Origin of the sequence: Burkholderia sp. AU39826, assembly GCF_020419965.1 — a bacterium.
In the GTDB taxonomy this organism is placed as follows: domain Bacteria; phylum Pseudomonadota; class Gammaproteobacteria; order Burkholderiales; family Burkholderiaceae; genus Burkholderia; species Burkholderia semiarida.
Window position 1 is genome coordinate 1 of sequence record NZ_JAIZQG010000022.1, and the last position, 18,424, is coordinate 18,424.

The 18,424-nt window shown below is 67.1% G+C and carries 17 protein-coding genes and 1 pseudogene; 14 read left to right on the forward strand and 4 right to left on the reverse strand.

What is annotated here, in order from left to right; translation table 11 throughout:
- From LGM42_RS33280 to LGM42_RS27230, 5 genes and pseudogenes are all read left to right on the forward strand, one after another.
- Positions 1 to 278 (forward strand): annotated as a pseudogene (locus LGM42_RS33280) (hypothetical protein); the annotation flags it as partial.
- A 224-nt stretch (positions 279 to 502) separates the two neighbouring features.
- Positions 503 to 1,153 carry a hypothetical protein gene (locus LGM42_RS27215; protein WP_226233793.1) on the forward strand — a complete coding sequence of 217 codons (651 nt, stop codon included), beginning with the start codon at positions 503 to 505 and terminating at the stop codon, positions 1,151 to 1,153.
- Between the two features lie 80 nt (positions 1,154 to 1,233).
- On the forward strand, positions 1,234 to 1,566 hold the full coding sequence (locus LGM42_RS27220) for a RebB family R body protein (protein ID WP_059574945.1): 333 nt from the start codon (positions 1,234 to 1,236) through the stop codon (positions 1,564 to 1,566).
- Between the two features lie 190 nt (positions 1,567 to 1,756).
- Positions 1,757 to 2,113: a RebB family R body protein gene (locus tag LGM42_RS27225; protein WP_059574947.1), complete on the forward strand. Its 357-nt coding sequence runs from the start codon at positions 1,757 to 1,759 to the stop codon at positions 2,111 to 2,113.
- 220 nt (positions 2,114 to 2,333) lie between these two features.
- On the forward strand, positions 2,334 to 2,633 hold the full coding sequence (locus LGM42_RS27230) for a RebB family R body protein (protein WP_226093981.1): 300 nt from the start codon (positions 2,334 to 2,336) through the stop codon (positions 2,631 to 2,633).
- A gap of 79 nt (positions 2,634 to 2,712) precedes the next feature.
- On the opposite strand, the gene LGM42_RS27235 is transcribed toward LGM42_RS27230, so the two are convergent.
- On the reverse strand, positions 2,713 to 3,555 hold the full coding sequence (locus LGM42_RS27235; protein ID WP_226233795.1) for a Crp/Fnr family transcriptional regulator: 843 nt from the start codon (positions 3,553 to 3,555) through the stop codon (positions 2,713 to 2,715).
- 244 nt (positions 3,556 to 3,799) lie between these two features.
- Between LGM42_RS27235 and LGM42_RS27240 the strand changes: the two genes are divergently transcribed.
- From LGM42_RS27240 to argE, 8 genes are all read left to right on the forward strand, one after another.
- Positions 3,800 to 4,357: an RNA polymerase sigma factor gene (locus LGM42_RS27240; RefSeq protein WP_059574953.1), complete on the forward strand. Its 558-nt coding sequence runs from the start codon at positions 3,800 to 3,802 to the stop codon at positions 4,355 to 4,357.
- Positions 4,358 to 4,471: 114 nt separating this feature from the next.
- Entirely contained in the window at positions 4,472 to 4,765 is a 294-nt protein-coding gene (locus LGM42_RS27245; protein WP_059574955.1) for a RebB family R body protein, read from the forward strand.
- A 35-nt stretch (positions 4,766 to 4,800) separates the two neighbouring features.
- Positions 4,801 to 5,406 (forward strand): hypothetical protein, encoded by a 606-nt coding sequence (locus tag LGM42_RS27250; RefSeq protein WP_226233797.1) that lies wholly within the window; start codon positions 4,801 to 4,803, stop codon positions 5,404 to 5,406.
- A gap of 205 nt (positions 5,407 to 5,611) precedes the next feature.
- Positions 5,612 to 6,058 carry a hypothetical protein gene (locus LGM42_RS27255; RefSeq protein ID WP_060310465.1) on the forward strand — a complete coding sequence of 149 codons (447 nt, stop codon included), beginning with the start codon at positions 5,612 to 5,614 and terminating at the stop codon, positions 6,056 to 6,058.
- Between the two features lie 241 nt (positions 6,059 to 6,299).
- Positions 6,300 to 7,622, forward strand: coding sequence for a flavin-containing monooxygenase (locus tag LGM42_RS27260; RefSeq protein ID WP_059574961.1), 1,323 nt, complete (start codon positions 6,300 to 6,302; stop codon positions 7,620 to 7,622).
- Positions 7,623 to 7,697: 75 nt separating this feature from the next.
- Entirely contained in the window at positions 7,698 to 8,147 is a 450-nt protein-coding gene (locus LGM42_RS27265; protein ID WP_059574963.1) for a RidA family protein, read from the forward strand.
- Positions 8,144 to 8,821 carry a DUF1028 domain-containing protein gene (locus tag LGM42_RS27270; protein WP_059642824.1) on the forward strand — a complete coding sequence of 226 codons (678 nt, stop codon included), beginning with the start codon at positions 8,144 to 8,146 and terminating at the stop codon, positions 8,819 to 8,821. Before LGM42_RS27265 ends, LGM42_RS27270 begins: the two co-directional genes overlap by 4 nt.
- Positions 8,814 to 9,977, forward strand: a complete 1,164-nt coding sequence (argE, locus tag LGM42_RS27275) for an acetylornithine deacetylase (RefSeq protein ID WP_226233799.1) — start codon at positions 8,814 to 8,816, stop codon at positions 9,975 to 9,977. Before LGM42_RS27270 ends, argE begins: the two co-directional genes overlap by 8 nt.
- 79 nt (positions 9,978 to 10,056) lie before the next feature.
- Here the strand turns inward: argE and LGM42_RS27280 are convergent, their stop codons facing one another.
- Complete coding sequence (locus tag LGM42_RS27280; RefSeq protein ID WP_059574969.1) at positions 10,057 to 10,980, reverse strand: LysR substrate-binding domain-containing protein; 924 nt, start codon at positions 10,978 to 10,980, stop codon at positions 10,057 to 10,059.
- 341 nt (positions 10,981 to 11,321) lie between these two features.
- Here LGM42_RS27280 and LGM42_RS27285 point away from each other — a divergent pair, with 341 nt between their 5' ends.
- Complete coding sequence (locus tag LGM42_RS27285; RefSeq protein WP_059642907.1) at positions 11,322 to 12,743, forward strand: purine-cytosine permease family protein; 1,422 nt, start codon at positions 11,322 to 11,324, stop codon at positions 12,741 to 12,743.
- A 134-nt stretch (positions 12,744 to 12,877) separates the two neighbouring features.
- Here LGM42_RS27285 and LGM42_RS27290 read toward each other — a convergent pair whose 3' ends face one another.
- Entirely contained in the window at positions 12,878 to 15,157 is a 2,280-nt protein-coding gene (locus tag LGM42_RS27290; RefSeq protein WP_060310461.1) for an FdhF/YdeP family oxidoreductase, read from the reverse strand.
- 124 nt (positions 15,158 to 15,281) lie between these two features.
- Positions 15,282 to 18,119, reverse strand: a complete 2,838-nt coding sequence (locus LGM42_RS27295; protein WP_226233801.1) for an ATP-dependent Clp protease ATP-binding subunit — start codon at positions 18,117 to 18,119, stop codon at positions 15,282 to 15,284.
- Positions 18,120 to 18,424 lie beyond the last annotated feature (305 nt).

The window sequence follows — 18,424 nt, forward strand, 5'->3', positions numbered from 1 at the left end:
AAGTGGACGGGTTCCCGGCACGATTGGAAGAGCGCCATGACTCAGTTCGCACTGCTTTACCCAGAACGATTCAACATTGGAGTCTGAATCTCAACCCGCCTCACACACTAAATTCCGGATACCTCCCGCCGGTCAAGCTCGCGGCGCATCCCGTGTCGCCGCGTACGGGCCGCGTGCATGTGCCCGATGGCTACATGCCGCGGGAGAAGCCGCAAGCCGCCGATCCTCCCCGAGCGGAAACGACGGCCGCTCCTGTCGGTGGTTACCGGCTCACCTGACACACACCGCCCGCACCGCCTCCCGACTTCACATCCCCGTCGCACGGTTCGTCCTTGCAGCGGTCCTGCCGACATTTCCGGCAAGGCCGTCGCACGTCCCTTTCCTGGAGAACACCATGCGATATCCATTGCAGCACGCCGACCAGGCCGCCGTGACGCGGCGGCCATCCGAACCCGAACCGCACGTACCCGTGCCTCGAACGAATGGCGAGGAGGGGTGAGCCATGAGCACTGAAGCACTGACCCCGCTGCTGCGGCAGCTTGCGGAGAAGCGACTCGGACGGCCTCTCGAGCCCGAAGAACAGGCGTTGCTCGAGCGGCTGCCGAGCCGGCAGGGGAACCCGCCGCCGCCCGCCGGCGGCCCGGCCGCGCAGGCGGGCGCCGCGAAGCCGCCATTGCCGCAATTCAAAACGCGGCAAGAGGCGCGTGAACAGATCAAGCATTTCCTGCAGCTCAACCAGCAAAAGGCGTACGAGAAGATGCGCGGGATCCTGCAGACGATCGATACGCAGAACGAGACGACCCTCAGCATGCTCGCGTCGGAGCAGCGGAAAGTATCGGGCGTACTCGACGCGCACGAGCCGGCGGCCGACGCGCAGGCATCCGGCGCGGTCGAGATCCAGGACAGCACCCGCGAGGCGCTGACGATGATCGGGGAACAACTGACGGGCCTGATCCGGCAGGAAATCGAAGCATGCTTCCGGCAATACGGCGATGCGCTCGCGGAACGGCTCGCCGGAGGGCTCGCCGAACGGCTCGCCGTCAGGCTCGACGCGATGGAGGACCGGTTGCGGAGCATCGGCGCCGGCCCGGCCGAACCGGCCGAACCCACCGCTGCCGTTCACGATACGCCCGGCGCAGCGTCCATGGAGTAGCACGCGGGTCATGCGGCCGAACGCGAAACCGGCCGGCCCCGAAGTGCGACCTCTCAACTACGTGAACCAAGGAGCAACAAATGGCTGATACGTGTCAAGTGTGCCAGGTCAATCCCGCGATTACCGATGCGGTCACACAGGTCAACGTCAAGGTGGTCGCGGAAGCGCCGGCAATGGCGATGGGCTCGCTGTACCAGGCCCAGAGCCATTCGCTCAGCATCCTGTTCGAGAACGCGGTGCAGCAGCAGTCGCAGGCCGCGATCCAGTCGCAAACGTCGACGAACGTGGGGACGATGCAGCTCTACACGATCGGGCCGGAAAGCGCGGGCGCGGCCGCCACGGAAATCGGCGCGAACGGGATCATTTCGATTCTGGCCGACGTGATCGCGATCGGGAAGGCAGTCAAGGGCTGACGCGCCATCGCAACGCCGTGGTCGAGCGGCGGCGCAAGCGGCGTGAGCCGCCCATGCCACCGCCGTGCCGCGAGTCGGCAGCATGGCCGCCGGCGCCTGAACAGCGGTGCCGCGCGGTGTTCCGGAGCAATCGACAGAACGGGCAGCACCGATTCGATGCGGCGCCCGTTCGCCAATCAGGAGAAATACGATGGCAAACGACGTAGACGATCCGAAAGACCCCTGCAACTGCACGACGTGCGCGGTCAACGCCGCGATCACCGACGCGGTCACGCAGACCAACGTCAAGGTGGTCGGCGAAGCGCCCGCGATGGCAACGGGTTCGCTGTACCAGGCGCAGAGCCACTCGCTGAGCGTGTTGTTCGAGAACGCGGTGCAGCAGCAGTCGCAGTCCGCGGTGCAACTGCCGACCTCGACGAACGTGGGCACGATGCAGCTGTACACGCTCGGGCCGGCAAGCGCCGGCGCATCCGCGACGGAAATCGGCTCGAACGGCGTGCTTTCCGTGCTGGCCGACGTGCTCGCGCTCGGCAAGGCGCTTGCCTGACGCATCGCTGGCGCGGACGCCGGGCGGCGGCTCCCATCGGGTGCTGCCGCCCGGCGTCGGCCGCCGTGTCGACACGCCCGCGCACGCGGGCCCCAGCGGGCGCATCGGCGGCGCCGTGCCGCGCGCGGCAGCGACCGACCCACTGATGCTTTCGCCGTGACAGCGCGTCAGCGGCGAACCAACCAGGAGCAACGACATGCCGGAACAGGTTTCTCCCGCGATGACCGATGCGGTCACGCAAGCCAACGTGAAGGTGGTGGGCGAAGCGCCCGCCGTGGCGTTGGGCACGCTCATGCAGTCGAACAGCCATGCGTCCGCGATCCTGCTTCACAACGCGGTGCAGATGCAGGCGAACCAGGCGATGTCCAACCTTGCCGCCACGACCGTCGGCGTCATGCAGCTCTATGCCGGGTCGCCGGCGGCGGCGGCCGGCGCGGCGCGCTCGGCGAACGACAGCTTCGTATCGCAACTCGCCGCCGTCGCGCAGTTGATGAACGCCCTCGGTCACGGGCGCGGCTGACCTTCACCGCGCGCCGCATGACCCGGCGCGCATCCCGCCCGCCCGGCGGCGCTGCCCGACGCACGCGCTTGCCGCGGCATCAATTGGCGTCGACGATGGTCCGGAGCTGCTCCGGTTTCTGAATCGTCACGCCGTGTTCGTGCAGCCGGATCAGGCCGTCGCGCTGCATCTTCCGCAGGCTGCTGTTCAGTCGCGGCCGGCTGACGTTGAGCATCGCGGCGAGGATGCTCTGGTTCTCCGGCAGCGGCACCTCGAGATCGTTCCCTTGCATGCGGTTCAGCAGATGGCGCGCGAGCCGTGCTTCGACCCGGTACAGGCATGCCGACTCGACGAAGTCGCTCAACTGGTGAATGTGCCGGCACAGCTGCTCATGGATGCGCCCCATGAATTCCGCATTCGCCAGCAGCGGCGCGAAGTACTGGCGATACAGCAGCGAAATGCGGCAGTCGGCGCTCAACTGGGCGGTGAAACTGCGCCGGTGCGCGCGAATCAACGTGTTTTCGCCGATGAGTTCGCCGGGCATCGAGTGGCCGAGAATGATCTCGCGCCCGCCGGGTTCGTGCAGTGTCTTGTAGACGCGGCCGCTGTGCACGAACGCGACGAAATCCCCCGGATCGCCCTTGAAGAACAACAGGCGATTGCCGTGTTCGGGCCAGGGCGTGACGTGCCGCTCGATGTGGGCGAGCAGGCTTTCCGGGAGGCCGGCGAGTATCGGTATATTGCGCAGCGTTTGAGCGTTAGCAAGGGCAGGCATGGTTTCCGCGCGAGGTTGTTTGACGATGCGGCCACCTAGCGAAAAACGCTGCCTTCGGCATTGCGTGAAAAATGAATAATGAAAGTATTGAAATAATCGGCAAGCAGTCCGGACAGGGCGGCGCTCCGGCGGCAAGCGCGCTCGATCGACCGACACGGGAAGCAGCATGCCGACGCACGGACGCATCGCGGCGGTAGTCGTTCTTGTTCATCGCAATGCCGTTATTCAGTCAGGTCCGGCGGCGCACCTGAAACGACGGATCGGGCTATGCCGGCTAATTAAAATTTCCGTTCATAATAATCAAGATAATTTACTGCGCCCGATTATCGTTATATCGGTGTTACGCGGGTAACAGCGCCATTCCCGGCGTCGAATCGATTCTGTGTTTTCCATAAAAAAAGGAAGACACGGGATGACAACCTCGAACCAGCACGCTGCCTCGGCGCCCGAGTCTCCGGCGCAGCAGCTCGACCGCGCATGGCGGGAAATGCAGGGGAAATTGCGGCGCCGTGCGCGCCTGTTGTGCAAGGGTGATATTCACCGCGCCGACGAACTGCTTTCCGATACCGCGCTCAAGGTCCACATTTACCTGCAGCGCTCGCCCGAGCGCGTGCGGAATCTGACGGGCTTTCTCTTTCTGGCGCTGAATCACGCGTTCCTCGATGGCGCGCGCCGCCGTGTGCGCGAAAGCGGCATGCTCGAATTCGACTCGGGCTGGGACGACGATCACGCGGTCGAGCTCGCCGGCCACGCGCCGTCGGTGGAGCAGCAACTGCTGCTGCGGCAACAGCTGCTGCGTCTCGAACAGGCGCTGTCGATGCTTTCCCCGCAGCAGCAGATGCTGTTCACGCTGAAGTTCGAGGAGGACCGGCCCTATCTGCACATCGCCGCGACGCTCGGGATCAACGAGCCGCTCGCCAGAAAGCGCGTCGAGCTGCTGCGCAAGAAGTTGCGCGAGGAACTCGCGTGAGCGCGTTCACGAATGCCGGCACGCAGCGTTCCTAACGGCATGCGCGGCGTCGATGGCCTGCCGGCCCGCCCGTTCCTTCAACCGCATGCCGGAGCCGAGATCCGAGGAGGCCTCGTGGCAGACACAGTCAATGAGCAGATTACCGACGCGGTGACGCAGACCAACGTCAACGTCGTCGCGGGATCGCCGGCCCAGGCGCTGGGCATGCTTTACCAGATGTTCAGCCAGGCCGTCGGCATCTCGGCGCAGAACATGACGCAGCAGCAGGCCGCGCTGAACCAGATTTCGAACGCCGTGGTGTCGAAGGCCGTGGCCATGATCCTGTCCGTCGAAGCGTCGCCGAAGCCGGCCTCGGGCGGCGCGTCGCAGCCGGAGGCCGGCGCGCCGAAGACGGGTTCCACGCATTAGTACGCGATGACTCTCGGGATACCTGAATCATGAACATGAAAGGTCTTTTGGGCGGACGCGGCGACGGCGCGACGTCGGCACCGGACGATGGCGCGGACGCCGCGGCCGAAGCAACGACGGCGGCCGATGTCGCATCGCACGCCGCTGCTTCGACAGCCGGCACGCGCACGTGGCCGGTCAACCGGCAGCGCAGGTTCACCGACGCGCTGAAGGCGCCGGACCAGATCGCGGGGGCCACCGGGGCCGCCTCGTCGGCGCTGCAGACCGTGCAGGCGATCAACGCGGAGGCAGCGTCCTACGCGACGACGCAGATCGCCGTCGGCCCGAACATGATGATCACGCAGGCGGGCGGCATGGTCGCGCAGGCGGCGGCCAACTACTTCGAGGCGACGACGTCGCTGGCGATCGCGGGCAAGAGCGTGTTGATGAAGGATCTGGCGCAGAAGACCATCGACGAGAACGTGAAAGGCATGGCGATGGATGCGGTGGGCCTGCTGTTGACGGACTTGTTCGTCGCGACCGCGGCGATCGTCGCCGGCGCCGCGGAGGCGATCGAAGGAGAAGCCGCGAGCGTCGCGCTCGACAAGATCGACGAGAGCCTGCAGAGGTATCAGGCGCTGCTGGACAAGAAGGGCACGTAGGGCGCGCCGGCGGCGCATGACGATGCCATCGCAGGCCGCGCCCAGCACACCGACGACGGTGCGGCGTGCTCGACCGGCATCGATCGACACGACCCGCCGGACCGTCGGGCCGGACGGGATGTGAGCGGCAGGCGCGACGCGCGTTCTTCGTCGAATACGTCGCGGCCTGCTACCGGCAGTGTTGTCCAGTCATGTGAGGAAACCCATGTCCTACATCATTCAGAACGTAAACGGTCCCGCGCCGCTGGGGGTTGGCGAGCGCAAATGGGGAGATGCGACGGAAATCGATTTCGGCGCGATGACGAGCTGCATCGCGCTCGTCGAGCAAACGCCGGGTCAACCGACGTTGGTGCGCGGCATTCATCTGTCGATCGTGAGCCCCGACGGCACGAATGTCTACGATCCGGCGGCGGACGTTGCCGGACAGGTCGAGACGATCATGCAGCAGCAGGGCAACATGCGCGCGTGCCTCGGGCGCATCGATCTCTGGCAGGCCAGCACGTCGCAAGAGCTGCAGGATTTCTTCGTCGCGTTGATGATGAGTCTCGGCATGACCGAATGGGTGCAGGTGCCGGACGGCAACCTGCGGGTGCGGCTCCACGGCGGCGTGATGCAGTATCAGCACGGCACTGGCGCATGGACCAACGTGTAGCCGAAACGATCGGCTGAAGCCGGCGCCCGCCATGCAGGTGGGCGCCGGTGCAGTGTCGTTCGACGGTATCGGTGCTGCGCGCCGGTACGGCCGGCCGTCCAGGCCGTCCCCAGCTTTTTTCTCGTCAACACCAACAAAAATCATCATTTCGCCCCCGGCGGCGTGTCAGCAGAATGTCTCCATTCCAGCTCACGCGACAGCACGCGCGTCGCACCGAGCCGCACTTCAGAAGGAGACAGCCGTGGCAGTCGAAACAACTTCAATCGATACGCTCGTCGTCGGCGCCGGGCAGGCCGGCATCGCGATGAGCGAGCATCTGGGCAAGCTGGGCGTGCCCCATCTCGTGCTGGAGCGCAGCCGCATCGCCGAGCGCTGGCGCACGGGGCGCTGGGATTCGCTGGTCGCGAACGGCCCCGCGTGGCACGACCGTTTCCCGGGGCTCGAATTCGACGGCCTCGCGCCCGATGCGTTCGCATCGAAAGACCAGGTCGCCGACTACTTCGAAGCGTATGCGCGCAAATTCAACGCGCCGATCCGGACCGGCGTCGAAGTGAAGAGCGTCGTGCGCAACACCGGCAAGCCCGGCTTCGTCGTCGAGACATCCGACGGCACGATCGACGCGAATCGCGTGGTGGTCGCCACCGGCCCGTTCCAGCGCCCGGTGATTCCGCCGATCGCACCGGACGACGCGCGCGTCGTGCAGATCCATTCCGCCGACTATCGCAACCCGGGCCAGCTTCCGGAAGGCGCGGTGCTGGTGGTCGGTGCCGGCTCGTCGGGCGTGCAGATCGCCGACGAACTACAGCGCGCGGGCCGGCAGGTTTATCTGTCGGTCGGGCCGCACGATCGCCCGCCGCGCGCATATCGCGGCCGCGACTTCTGCTGGTGGCTCGGCGTGCTCGGCGAATGGGACAAGGAAGTCGCGACCCCGGGCCGCGAACACGTGACGATCGCGGTGAGCGGCGCGCGCGGCGGCCACACGGTCGATTTCCGCGCGCTCGCGAATCAGGGCGTGACGCTGGTCGGGCTGACCAAGGCGTTCGACGGTGGCGTGGCCACTTTCGAACGCGATCTCGCGATCAATCTCGCGCGTGGCGACGAGAACTACCTGTCACTGCTCGACGCGGCCGACGCCTACGTGGCCCGCAACGGCCTCGACCTGCCGGAAGAACCGGAAGCCCGCCGCATCCTGCCTGACCCGGCATGCGTCGCGCATCCGCTCCTCTCGCTCGATCTCGCCGCCGCCGGCGTCACGTCGATCGTGTGGGCGACCGGCTATGCGGTCGACTACGGCTGGCTGAACGTCGACGCATTCGCGCCGAACGGCAAGCCGCAGCACCAGCGCGGCGTGTCGAAGGAGCCGGGCATCTATTTCCTTGGCCTGCCGTGGCTGTCGCGGCGCGGCTCCAGCTTCATCTGGGGCGTGTGGCACGACGCGAAGCACATCGCCGATCACATCGTCACGCAGCGCAAGTACCTCGCGTACCACGACGCGGCGCAGCACTGCGCGGCCGCGCACGCGGCACGGCCCGAAGCCCGCGCGCTCGCCGAAGCGGCGAACTGACCTCCCGACCCAGTCCGCCGCGCCGCGACCGCTTCCGGCGCGGCGGGCGATCATACCGACACTCGAAGGACTTCGATGAGCCAGCCTACCCATACGCGTATCCGCATGTTCAACACGAAGGATACCTACCCGAACCAGACGCTCGACAACGACCTGTGCCAGGCGGTGCGCGCCGGCAACACCGTCTACGTGCGCGGCCAGGTCGGCACCGATTTCGGCGGCAACCTGATCGGCCTCGGCGATGCACGCGCGCAGGCGGAGCAGGCGATGAAGAACGTCAAGCAGTTGCTCGAGGAAGCCGGCAGCGACCTCACGCACATCGTGAAGACGACGACCTACCTGATCGACCCGCGTTATCGCGAACCCGTGTACCAGGAAGTCGGCAAGTGGCTGAAGGGCGTCTATCCGATCTCGACGGGGCTCGTCGTCTCGGCGCTCGGCCAGCCGCAATGGCTGATGGAGATCGACGTGATTGCGGTGATTCCCGACAACGGGCAGCCGAACCGCGCACAGGAGGCGACATGACTTTCTCCATCGTCGGGCGTTGCCCGGAGACGGGCCAGCTCGGTATCGCGATCAGCTCGTCGAGCATCGCGGTGGGCGCACGCTGCCCGTGGGTGCGCGCGGGCGTCGGCGCGGTCGCGACGCAGAACGTCACGCTGCCGGCCCTTGGGCCGCAGACGCTGGACCTGATCGAGCACGAGCAGCTCGCGCCCGCCGCCGCGCTCGACCGCGCGCTGAGCGCGAACGGCTGGAGCCAGTACCGGCAGGTCACGGTGATCGACGGGCAGGGGCAAACGGCGTGTTTCACCGGCAAGGAAGCGCTCGGCACGCACCACGCGGTGCGCGGCGAGCAATGCGTGGCGGCCGGCAACCTGCTGGCTTCGCCCGACGTGATCGGCGCGATGGTGCGCGCGTTCGAGCAGGCGTCCGGCTTGCTCGCCGATCGTCTGCTGGCCGCGATGCACGCGGCGATGGTAGCCGGCGGCGAGGCGGGGCCCGTGCATTCGGCCGCGTTGAAGGTGGCCGGCGACGTGGTCTGGCCGATCGTCGACCTGCGCGTCGACTGGGCCGATACCGACCCGATCGGGCAGCTCGATGCGCTGTGGCGTGCGTATCGGCCGCAGATGCAGGACTACCAGACGCGCGCGCTGGACCCGACCGCCGCGCCGAGCTACGGAGTGCCGGGCGATGAATGACACGTCGAGCCGCGCGTTGCTCGAACGGCTGATCGCGTTCGCGACGGTCAGCCGCGATTCGAACCTCGGGATGATCGGCTTCATCCGCGACTATCTCGCGGGCTTTGGCGTGGTGAGCGAGCTGTTCCACAACGCGGACCGCACAAAGGCGAGCCTGTACGCGACGATCGGCCCGTACGTGCGCGGCGGCGTGGCGCTGTCAGGCCATACCGACGTCGTGCCGGTCGACGGGCAGGCGTGGACGGTCGAGCCGTTCCGGCTGACCGAGCGCGACGGCCGCCTGTACGGCCGCGGCACGGCCGACATGAAGGGTTTCATCGCGTCGGTGCTCGCGGCCGTGCCGGCGTTCGTCGCGCGGCCGTTGCGCGAACCGGTGCATCTCGCGTTCTCGTACGACGAGGAAATCGGTTGCGTCGGCGTGCGGCCGATGCTCGCCGAGTTGGCCAAGCGTGCGCACCGCCCGCGCGTATGCGTGATCGGCGAGCCGACCGAGCTCAAGCCGGTGCTCGGCCACAAAGGCAAGCTCGCGATGCGGTGCCACGTGAAGGGCGCGGCGTGCCACTCGGCGTATGCGCCGCTCGGTGTCAACGCAATCGACTACGCGGCGAAGCTGATCGGCCGGCTCGGCGAGATCGGCGCGGCGCTCGCGCGGCCCGACCGGCACGACAGCCGTTTCGATCCGCCGTTCTCGACCGTGCAGACGGGGCTGATCAAGGGCGGCCGCGCGCTGAACATCGTGCCGGCCGAATGCGAATTCGATTTCGAGGTGCGGGCGCTGCCCGATTTCGATGCGCACGACGTGCCGAGAACGCTGCAGGACTATGCGGAATCCGAACTGTTGCCGAAGATGCGCGCGGTGCAGCCCGATACCGACATCCGGCTGCAGCCGCTCGGTGCGTATCCGGGGCTGGCGACCGCGCCGGACAGCGATGCCGCGCGCCTGCTCGCGACGTTGAGCGGGTCCGACGCGTTCGGCACGGTGGCGTTCGGCACCGAGGGCGGCCTGTTCGGGCAGGCCGGCATCCCGACCGTCGTGTGCGGGCCCGGCAGCATGGATCAGGGGCACAAGCCCGACGAGTTCGTCACGCTCGAACAACTGCACGGATGCGACGCGATGATGGCGCGCCTCGCCGCATATCTCGCTTGCGCCGGCTGAACCGGCGGCCGACACGCACGCATCGCATCGTGCGGCGCGTGCGTGTGCTTGTTCCCGTTCCTGTTTGCGATCGCGGCGCTTACCGCGCCGCTCGAGCGACGATCTGCGCGAGCCGCTCGCGGCAGAAGTCGACGAATGACTGCGCCTGCTTCGTGAGCTGGCCGCGCTTCAGCCGCGCACTCACGAGCCCCGACGGGCTCACCGTTTCGCTGAGCGCGATCGTCACGACGCGCTGGCCGTCGTACGTGTATTCGGAGTGCGGACGCGTGACGAGCAGCGAGAAGCCGAATCCCTGGCCGACCATCCCGCGCACCATCTCGATCGACGGCGAGCCGAACACGATGTTCGGCGTGAGCCCGAGTTCATGAAACAGACTGACGAAGTACGTGCGGCTCGGCTGCACGTCGAGCAGGATCATCGGCTCGACGCACAGGTCGCGCAGCGACACGTGCGTCTGGCCCGCGAACCGATGGTGCTCCGGCAGCAGCACGTACGGCTGCTGTGGCGGCATCAGCGGCTCGGTTTCGATCGTGCCGTCCAGATCGTGGTCGTACATCAGCGCGAGGTCGAACGTGCCCGACGTCAGCCCCTGCACGAGTTCCTGCTGGTCGCCGTCGCGCAGCCGGATGTTCACGCCCGGGTAGCGCTCGCGAAAGCCGGCGATCAGTTGCGGCAGATAGAGCGGCGCGACGGTCTCGAAGCAGCCGATGTCGATCTGCCCGGTGACCACGTCGTTGTCGGCGAGCGCGTTCTGTTCGAACTCGTGCGCGATGCGCAGCAGTTCCTGTGCTTTCCGGTAGAAGCGCGTGCCGCTCGGCGTCAGCGACACGCCCTGCGCGTGATGGCGAATGAACAGCTTCACGCCGAAGCTTTCCTCGAGCCCCTTGATCGCGCTGGAAATCGACGGCTGCGCGATGAAGAGCTGGCGCGACGCCTCGGCGACGCTGCCGGATTCGACCGTCGTGATGAAGTATTTCAGTTGCCGCAAAGTGTAGTGAGCCACAAGCACCTCTGATGCCCGGCCCCGGCGTGCCGCCGCGGGCGCACGTGCGTTCCATAGGGAAACAGACCCTGGCACCTTACCCGAAGTCGTCCGGCGCCGAACATTCCGCTGCAGAGCTTTTTCGTATATCCCGAAAATATTTTTAGTATTTTCCGCTCCCCACCCACGTGGCGCACCATCGTCTCCAACCTGGATCGCGACGAGGCCGCGTACGCCGGCGGGCGTCATCCGCCCCCGTCTGACGCGCATCGCGCATCCGGACCCGATTGCAGGCGCGCATCCCGGCGCGCACCGGCGAAAACGGCCCGCGCGCATCGCCGCGCACGACAGGAGGCATCACCATGACGAACGCGGAACGCAATGCGTCCCCGATGATAGAGAAACACACGATCGGCTACGTGCCGCCCACGGAGCGCCACGGCAAGGTGCGCGACCTGTTCACGCTCTGGTTCGGCGGCAACATCGCGCCGCTGCCGATCGTGACCGGCGCGCTCGGCGTGCAGCTGTTCCACCTGAACCTGATGTGGGGCATCGTCGCGATCGTCGTGGGCCAGGCGGTCGGCGGCGTGCTGATGGCGCTGCATTCGGCGCAGGGGCCGCAGATGGGCATCCCGCAGATGATCCAGAGCCGCGCGCAGTTCGGCTCGTGGGGCGCGCTGCTCGTCACGGTGATCGCGGCGGTGATGTATGTCGGCTTCTTCGCGTCGAACATCGTGCTCGCCGGCAAGTCGGTGCACGGCATCGCACCGTCGGTGCCGGTGCCCGTCGGCATCGTGATCGGTGCGGTCGGCTCCGGGCTGATCGGGATCGTCGGTTACCGGTTCATCCACATCCTGAACCGCATCGGCACGTGGGTGCTCGGCATCGGCATCGCCGTCGGCTTCTGGATGATCCTGTCGCACGTGAGCACGGCCGATTTCCTCACGCGCGGCGGTTTCGACTTCGCGGGCTGGCTCGCGACGGTGTCGCTGTCGGCGCTGTGGCAGATCGCGTTCGCGCCGTACGTGTCGGACTATTCGCGCTATCTGCCGGAGGACGTCGGCGTCGCGTCGACGTTCTGGGCGACCTATCTCGGCTGCACGATCGGCTCGACGCTCGCGTTCATCTTCGGCGCGGTCGCGGTGCTCGCGGTGCCCGCCGGCGCGGACACGATGGATGCGGTCAAGCAGGCGACGGGCCCGCTCGGCCCGCTGATGCTCGTGCTGTTCCTGCTGAGCGTGATCAGCCACAACGCGCTGAACCTGTACGGCGCGGTGCTCGCGGTGATCACGTCGGTGCAGACGTTCGCGTACAAGTGGATTCCGACCGCGAAGGCGCGCGCGGTGGTATCGGTCGTGATCTTCGTCGCGTGCTGCTATGCGGCGATCGGCGCGTCGACGAACTTCGTCGGCAACCTCGTCGATCTGGTGCTTGCGCTGCTGGTGGTGCTGGTGCCGTGGACGGCGATCAACCTGATCGACTTCTACGTGATCCACAAGGGCAAGTACGACATCCAGTCAATCTTCATGGCCGACGGCGGCGTGTACGGCCGCTTCAACCCGCAGGCGCTGCTCGCGTATGCGATCGGCATCGTCGTGCAGATTCCGTTCATGAACACGCCGATGTATGCGGGCCCGATTCCCGCGCATCTGGGCGGCGCGGACCTGTCGTGGCTCGTGGGCCTGCTGCTCACCTCGCCGCTGTACTACTGGCTCGCGACGCGCGACAGCGCGTACCGGCGCCGGCAGGGCGCGGCGCATCTGCCGCCGACGGCGGCGCGGTAAACGCGGCGTCGTTCGACGCGATCGAATGAAACGGCCGCTGCATCGGTAGCGATGCGGCGGCCGCGAGGCCGAGGAGCAGGGCGACAGGCGGGCCGAAGGGCGCGGCGTGTGCCGCGACCCCGCCCGCCCGCGGATCAGACCACCGCCGAGCGCGCGACGCGCACCGGCACCGACTTGTACGACGGCGTGCCGCTTTCCTTGTCGATGTAGTCGAGCGGCACGAGCACGTTCGCTTCCGGATAGTACGCACCGACCGAGCCCGGCGCGATGTCGTACTCGATCGCGGTGATCTTCTCGAGGCGCAGTGTGCGGCCCGACGCGGTGACCGTCTCGATGTCGACGAGGTCGCCGTGCTCGAGCCCGTACTTGTCGAGATCGGCCGCGTTCATGAACAGCACGTCACGCCGGCCGAACACGCCGCGATAGCGATCGTCGAGACCGTAGATCGTCGTGTTGTACTGATCGTGGCTGCGCAGCGTGATGAGACGCAGCACCTGCTCGGCGCCGAGCACGTCCGCGTCCTCCTTCACGCCCTTGTAGACCGAGAACATCGCCTTGCCGGTCGGCGTCGGCCATACGCGCTCGGTGGGCGGCAGCGGCAGGCGGAAGCCGCCCGGCGTGCGGATCCGCTCGTTGAACGCCTCGAAGCCGGATACCGTCTTGTCGATCAGGTCGCGGATGCGGTCATAGTCGGCGATCAGGTCGAGCCACGCGACCTTGCTGTTCGGCAGCGTCGCGTGCGCGATGCCGGCGACGATCGCGGGCTCCGAGCGCAACTGGTCCGACGCGGGCTTGAGCTTGCCGGCCGACGCGTGGACCATCGACATCGAATCCTCGACCGTGATCGACTGCGGGCCGGTGGCCTGCATGTCGAGCTCGGTGCGGCCGAGCACCGGCAGGATGAAGGTTTCCTTGCCGACCAGCAGATGCGAACGGTTCAGCTTCGTGCCGAGATGCACGCTCAGGTCGAGCTTCGCCATCGCCGGGAACGACAGCTCGGGATCGGGCAGCGCGACCGCGAAGTTGCCACCGAGGCACAGCAGCGCCTTCGCGGTGCCGTCGATCATCGCCTGCATCGCCTGTACCGCGTCGTGCCCGTGCTGCGCGGGTGGCGTGAAGCCGCACACGTCCTGGATCTTCTTCAGGAATTCGGCCGACGGCTTCTCGGTGATGCCGACGGTGCGGTTGCCCTGCACGTTCGAATGGCCGCGCAGCGGGCACACGCCGGCGCCCGGCTTGCCGATGTTGCCGCGCATCAGCAGCAGGTCGGCGATCAGGCGCACGGTGGCCGTGCCCTTGTTGTGCTGCGTGACGCCCATCCCGTACGTGATGATCGTCGCGTTCGACTTCGCGTACGCGAGCGCGACCTGTTCGAGCTGCGCCTGGCTCAGGCCGCTCGCGCGCTCGATGTCGTCCCACGACGTCGCTTCGAGGTCGGCCGAGAATGCATCGAAGCCGTTGGTGTGCTGCGCGATGAAGTCGCGGTCGAGCACGCCGCCTTGCTCGGCTTCGAGCTTCAGCAGCGCCTTCATGATGCCCTTCAGCGCGGCCGCGTCGCCGCCCGCATCGACCTGGTAGTACGTCGACGCGATCCGCGTCGAGCCGAACGACGCCATCTCGATCATGTCCTGCGGATCGGCGAAGCGTTCGAGCGCGCGCTCGCGCAGCGGGTTGAACACGATGATCGGTACGTTGCGGCGCGCGCACTCGTGCAGCGTGCCCATCATCCGCGGATGGTTCGTGCCGGGATTGTGGCCGATCGAGATGATCAGCTCGCAGTGGTCGAAATCCTCCAGCGACACGGTGCCCTTGCCGATGCCGATCGACTGCGGCAGGCCGACGCTGGTCGGCTCGTGGCACATGTTCGAGCAATCGGGGAAGTTGTTGGTGCCGAGCTCGCGCGCGAACAGCTGGTACAGGTACGCGGCTTCGTTCGACGCGCGGCCGGACGTGTAGAACTCGATCTGCTCGGGCGGCAGCGCGCGCAACACTTCGCCGATGCGCGCGAATGCATCGTCCCATTCGATCGCGCGGAACGTGTCGGTCGCGCGGTCGTAGGCGAGCGGATGCGTGAGCCGGCCCATGTTCTCCAGTTCGTAGTCCGACATGCGCAGCAGCGACGACACGGTGTTCGCCGCGAAGAACTCGGGCGTCACGCGCTTGGTCGTCGCTTCCCACGTGACGGCCTTCGCGCCGTTCTCGCAGAACTGGAACGTCGACTTGTGCTCCTTGTCCGGCCACGCACAACCGGGACAGTCGAAGCCGTCGGGCTGGTTGGTCCGCATCAGCACGATCGGCGCCTCGATGGTTTCCATCTGCGTGCGCACCGCATCGGCTGTCGCGCGAAGCGCGCCCCAACCGCCGGCGGGCCCGTCGTATTTCCTGATGCCTGGCACTTCGCGTCGATTTGTCATGGTGAATCTCCAATAGCCGGGCCCGATGCGGGTGGCTCGGTTGCGCCGTGTCGCGGCGTGGGGCGGCTCCGTCCGGCGGACGGAGCCGATCATGCGTGCCCCGGGTGGCGGGGCATGCGGTTTTTTAGTGCGCGTCCTTCTTCGCGCCGGACGATTTCTTGCCGGGCTTCGCCGCGGGCGGCGGAGCGTCGGCGGGGGCGTCGTCCGCCGACGCGTCTGCTGCCGCCTTGGCGGTTTTGCCGTTCGGTTTGGCCTTGCCGTCGGCGTCCTTCGCGTCTTTCGCTTCCTTCGCTTCAGGCGCGGCGAGCTTGTTGAACGTCACTTCGTCGCTGTCCTTGTCGTAGTCGACCTCGCACTTGTCGCCCGACTTCAGCCGGTCCGCGAGGATCTCTTTCGCGAGCCGCGTCTCGATGGTCTGCCGGATCTGACGCTTCAACTCGCGCGCGCCGAACTCCGGCTGGTAGCCGGCTTCGGTCAGGTGCGCGACGAGCGAGTCGCCCATCACGAGCGTGATGTCCTGCGCGGCGGCCGTGCGCACCACGCGGTCGAGCTGGATCTGCACGATCGAGCGGATGTTCTCCTTCGACAGCGCGTGGAACACGATCACCTCGTCGATCCGGTTCAGGAACTCGGGGCGGAAATGCCCTTTGAGCACCTGCATCAGTTCGTCGCGGATCGCCTTGTCGGTCTTGCGCTCGGCTTCCGGCTGCGTGAGGTTGTCCATGATGATCGCCGCGCCCAGGTTGCTGGTCGCGATGATGATCGTGTTGCTGAAATCGACCACGCGGCCCTTGCCGTCGGTGAGACGCCCGTCGTCGAACACCTGCAGCAGCACGTTGTAGACGTCCGGATGCGCCTTCTCGATCTCGTCGAGCAGGATCACGCTGTACGGGCGGCGCCGCACGCGCTCGGTGAGCTGGCCGCCTTCGTCGTAGCCGACGTAGCCGGGCGGCGCGCCGATCAGCCGCGCGACCGCGTGGCGTTCCATGTATTCGGACATGTCGATGCGGATGATCGCCTGCTCGTCGCCGAACACGGTCTCGGCCAGCGCCTTCGCGAGTTCGGTCTTGCCGACACCGGTCGGCCCGAGGAACAGGAACGTCGCGATCGGCCGGTGCGTCTGGCCGAGCCCCGCGCGCGACAGCCGCACGGCATCGCTGACGGCGACCACCGCATCGCTCTGGCCGACCACGCGCTCGCGCAGCTGCTCTTCCATCTTCAGCAGCTTCTGGCGTTCTTCCTGCGTGAGCTCGGACACGGGGATGCCGGTCAGCCGCGACACGACCTCGGCCACCGATTCGACGGTCACTTCGAGCGTTTCCGAGCCGGTCTTGCGCTGCCACGCCTCCATCATCTCGTCGACGGCCTTCTGCTTCGCGTTGATCTGCTCTTCGAACTGTTTCGCTTCGTCGAAGCGCTTGCGCGACGTCGCATAATCCTGCTCGCGCTTCAGTTGTGCGATCTGCGCTTCGCCTTCCTGAATGTCGACCGGGCGCGACGTCGCGCCGATCCGCACGCGCGCGGCCGCCTGGTCGATCAGGTCGATCGCCTTGTCGGGCAGGAAGCGCGACGTGATGTAGCGGTCGGCGAACTCGGCGGCCGCGACGAACGCGTCGTCGGCGAACGTCACCTGGTGGTGCGCCTCGAGGCTGTCGCGCAGCCCGCGCAGGATCACGATCGTCTGCTCGACGCTCGGCTCCGGCACGAACACCGGCTGGAAGCGGCGTTCGAGCGCGGCGTCCTTCTCGATGTACTTCTGATATTCGTTGAGCGTCGTCGCGCCGATCAGGCTCAGCTCGCCGCGCGCGAGCGCGGGCTTCAGCACGTTCGCGATGTCGAGGCCGCCTTCGCCGCCGCCCTGGCCCGCGCCGACGATCGTGTGCAGCTCGTCGATGAACAGGATCAGTTCGTCCTGCTTCGCGGTCACCTCGTCGATCAGCTGCTTCGCGCGTTCCTCGAATTCGCCGCGATACTTCGCGCCGGCCACCATCGAGTTGATGTTGACTTCGACGAGCCGCTTGTCGCGCAGCACTTCGGGCACGTCGCCGTTGACGATGCGCTGCGCGAGGCCTTCGACGATCGCGGTCTTGCCGACGCCCGGCTCGCCGATCAGCACCGGGTTGTTCTTCTTGCGGCGGGCGAGCACCTCGATCGTGCTCTCGATTTCCTGCGCGCGGCCGAGCACCGGATCGAGCTTGCCCTGGCGCGCGATCGCGGTGAGGTCGCGGCCGAACTTGTCGAGGTTCGGCGTGCCGGTCGGCGCATCGACGCGGCCGTCCTCGGCGCCCTTGCCGACCACCTTCACGACCTTCTGGCGCAGCGCCTCGGGCGTCACGCCGTATTTCTTCAGCAACGTGCCGGCGACGCTGTCCGGCACCGCCGCGAGCCCGATCAGCAGGTGCTCGGGGCCGATATACGAGTGGCCGAGATCGCGCGACGCCTGGAACGCATACTGCACGGCCTTCTTCACGCGCGGCGAGATCGACAGCTTGTCGAGCGGCGCATCGGGGGCGGCCGTGCCGGTGTGTGCATGCGCGTCGATGTACGACTTGATGTCGTCCGGCGACAGCTTCAGTTCCTTCAGCAGCGCGGCGCAGACGTCGGTGTCCGCGAGCGCGTACAGCAGATGCTCGGAATCGAGTTCGCTGCGGCGCAATTCATGCGCCTTCTCGGCCGCGCGCTGCAGCAGTTCGAGCGTCTGTTCGCTGAACGCGTCGGTCGGGTCGACCGATTCGCGCGGAATCTCGGCGGCGAGCGGCGATTCGTCGCCGAGCCCGCCGAACAGCGACGACGGTCCGCCTCCGCCCAGCAGCGAATCGAACGGATTCAGCATGCTCTGATGCCGCATCAGTTGACGGAAATGGTAATCGCAGATCGAGATCGTCTTGCGCTCGCCGTCCTGCATCACGGTTGCGCGCGCAACGGCCGGCCGCGCGTGGCAGATATCGCAAAGTGCGGGCATGGTGGTCTGGCTCCTGTCGGTGAAGGTGGGTCGAAGGTGCGGCCCGATGCGGTGCGGCGCTCGCGCGTCCCGACCGCACGTGCACGGCGCGCACCGCGGCGGCGCGCGCGCCGCACCCGTGCGGTCGCATGGCGCGCGCCGGCGTGGCGCGCGGTCGCGGTCGGGGCGGGAAGCGCGAGTGCCGCGAGGAGCCCGCAGCATCGCTTCGACTGCGTTCAAAATAACGAATCGGCGTGGGCCATCCAAGACACAGTTCCTGGCCGGGCCGACCGTGAATTGCACCCTCACATGGGCGCGCGATTCGG

Excerpts from the sequence above, each read along its gene's own strand:
- LGM42_RS27235 (WP_226233795.1), bottom strand. The coding sequence starts at position 3,555 with ATGCTGCTTCCCGTGTCGGTCGATCGAGCGCGCTTGCCGCCGGAGCGC.
- LGM42_RS27290 (WP_060310461.1), bottom strand. The coding sequence starts at position 15,157 with ATGACAAATCGACGCGAAGTGCCAGGCATCAGGAAATACGACGGGCCC.
- argE (WP_226233799.1), top strand. The coding sequence starts at position 8,814 with ATGAATGACACGTCGAGCCGCGCGTTGCTCGAACGGCTGATCGCGTTC.
- LGM42_RS27240 (WP_059574953.1), top strand. The coding sequence starts at position 3,800 with ATGACAACCTCGAACCAGCACGCTGCCTCGGCGCCCGAGTCTCCGGCG.
- LGM42_RS27255 (WP_060310465.1), top strand. The coding sequence starts at position 5,612 with ATGTCCTACATCATTCAGAACGTAAACGGTCCCGCGCCGCTGGGGGTT.
- LGM42_RS27220 (WP_059574945.1), top strand. The coding sequence starts at position 1,234 with ATGGCTGATACGTGTCAAGTGTGCCAGGTCAATCCCGCGATTACCGAT.
- LGM42_RS27225 (WP_059574947.1), top strand. The coding sequence starts at position 1,757 with ATGGCAAACGACGTAGACGATCCGAAAGACCCCTGCAACTGCACGACG.
- LGM42_RS27285 (WP_059642907.1), top strand. The coding sequence starts at position 11,322 with ATGACGAACGCGGAACGCAATGCGTCCCCGATGATAGAGAAACACACG.
- LGM42_RS27230 (WP_226093981.1), top strand. The coding sequence starts at position 2,334 with ATGACCGATGCGGTCACGCAAGCCAACGTGAAGGTGGTGGGCGAAGCG.
- LGM42_RS27295 (WP_226233801.1), bottom strand. The coding sequence starts at position 18,119 with ATGCCCGCACTTTGCGATATCTGCCACGCGCGGCCGGCCGTTGCGCGC.
- LGM42_RS27215 (WP_226233793.1), top strand. The coding sequence starts at position 503 with ATGAGCACTGAAGCACTGACCCCGCTGCTGCGGCAGCTTGCGGAGAAG.
- LGM42_RS27250 (WP_226233797.1), top strand. The coding sequence starts at position 4,801 with ATGAAAGGTCTTTTGGGCGGACGCGGCGACGGCGCGACGTCGGCACCG.
- LGM42_RS27265 (WP_059574963.1), top strand. The coding sequence starts at position 7,698 with ATGAGCCAGCCTACCCATACGCGTATCCGCATGTTCAACACGAAGGAT.
- LGM42_RS27270 (WP_059642824.1), top strand. The coding sequence starts at position 8,144 with ATGACTTTCTCCATCGTCGGGCGTTGCCCGGAGACGGGCCAGCTCGGT.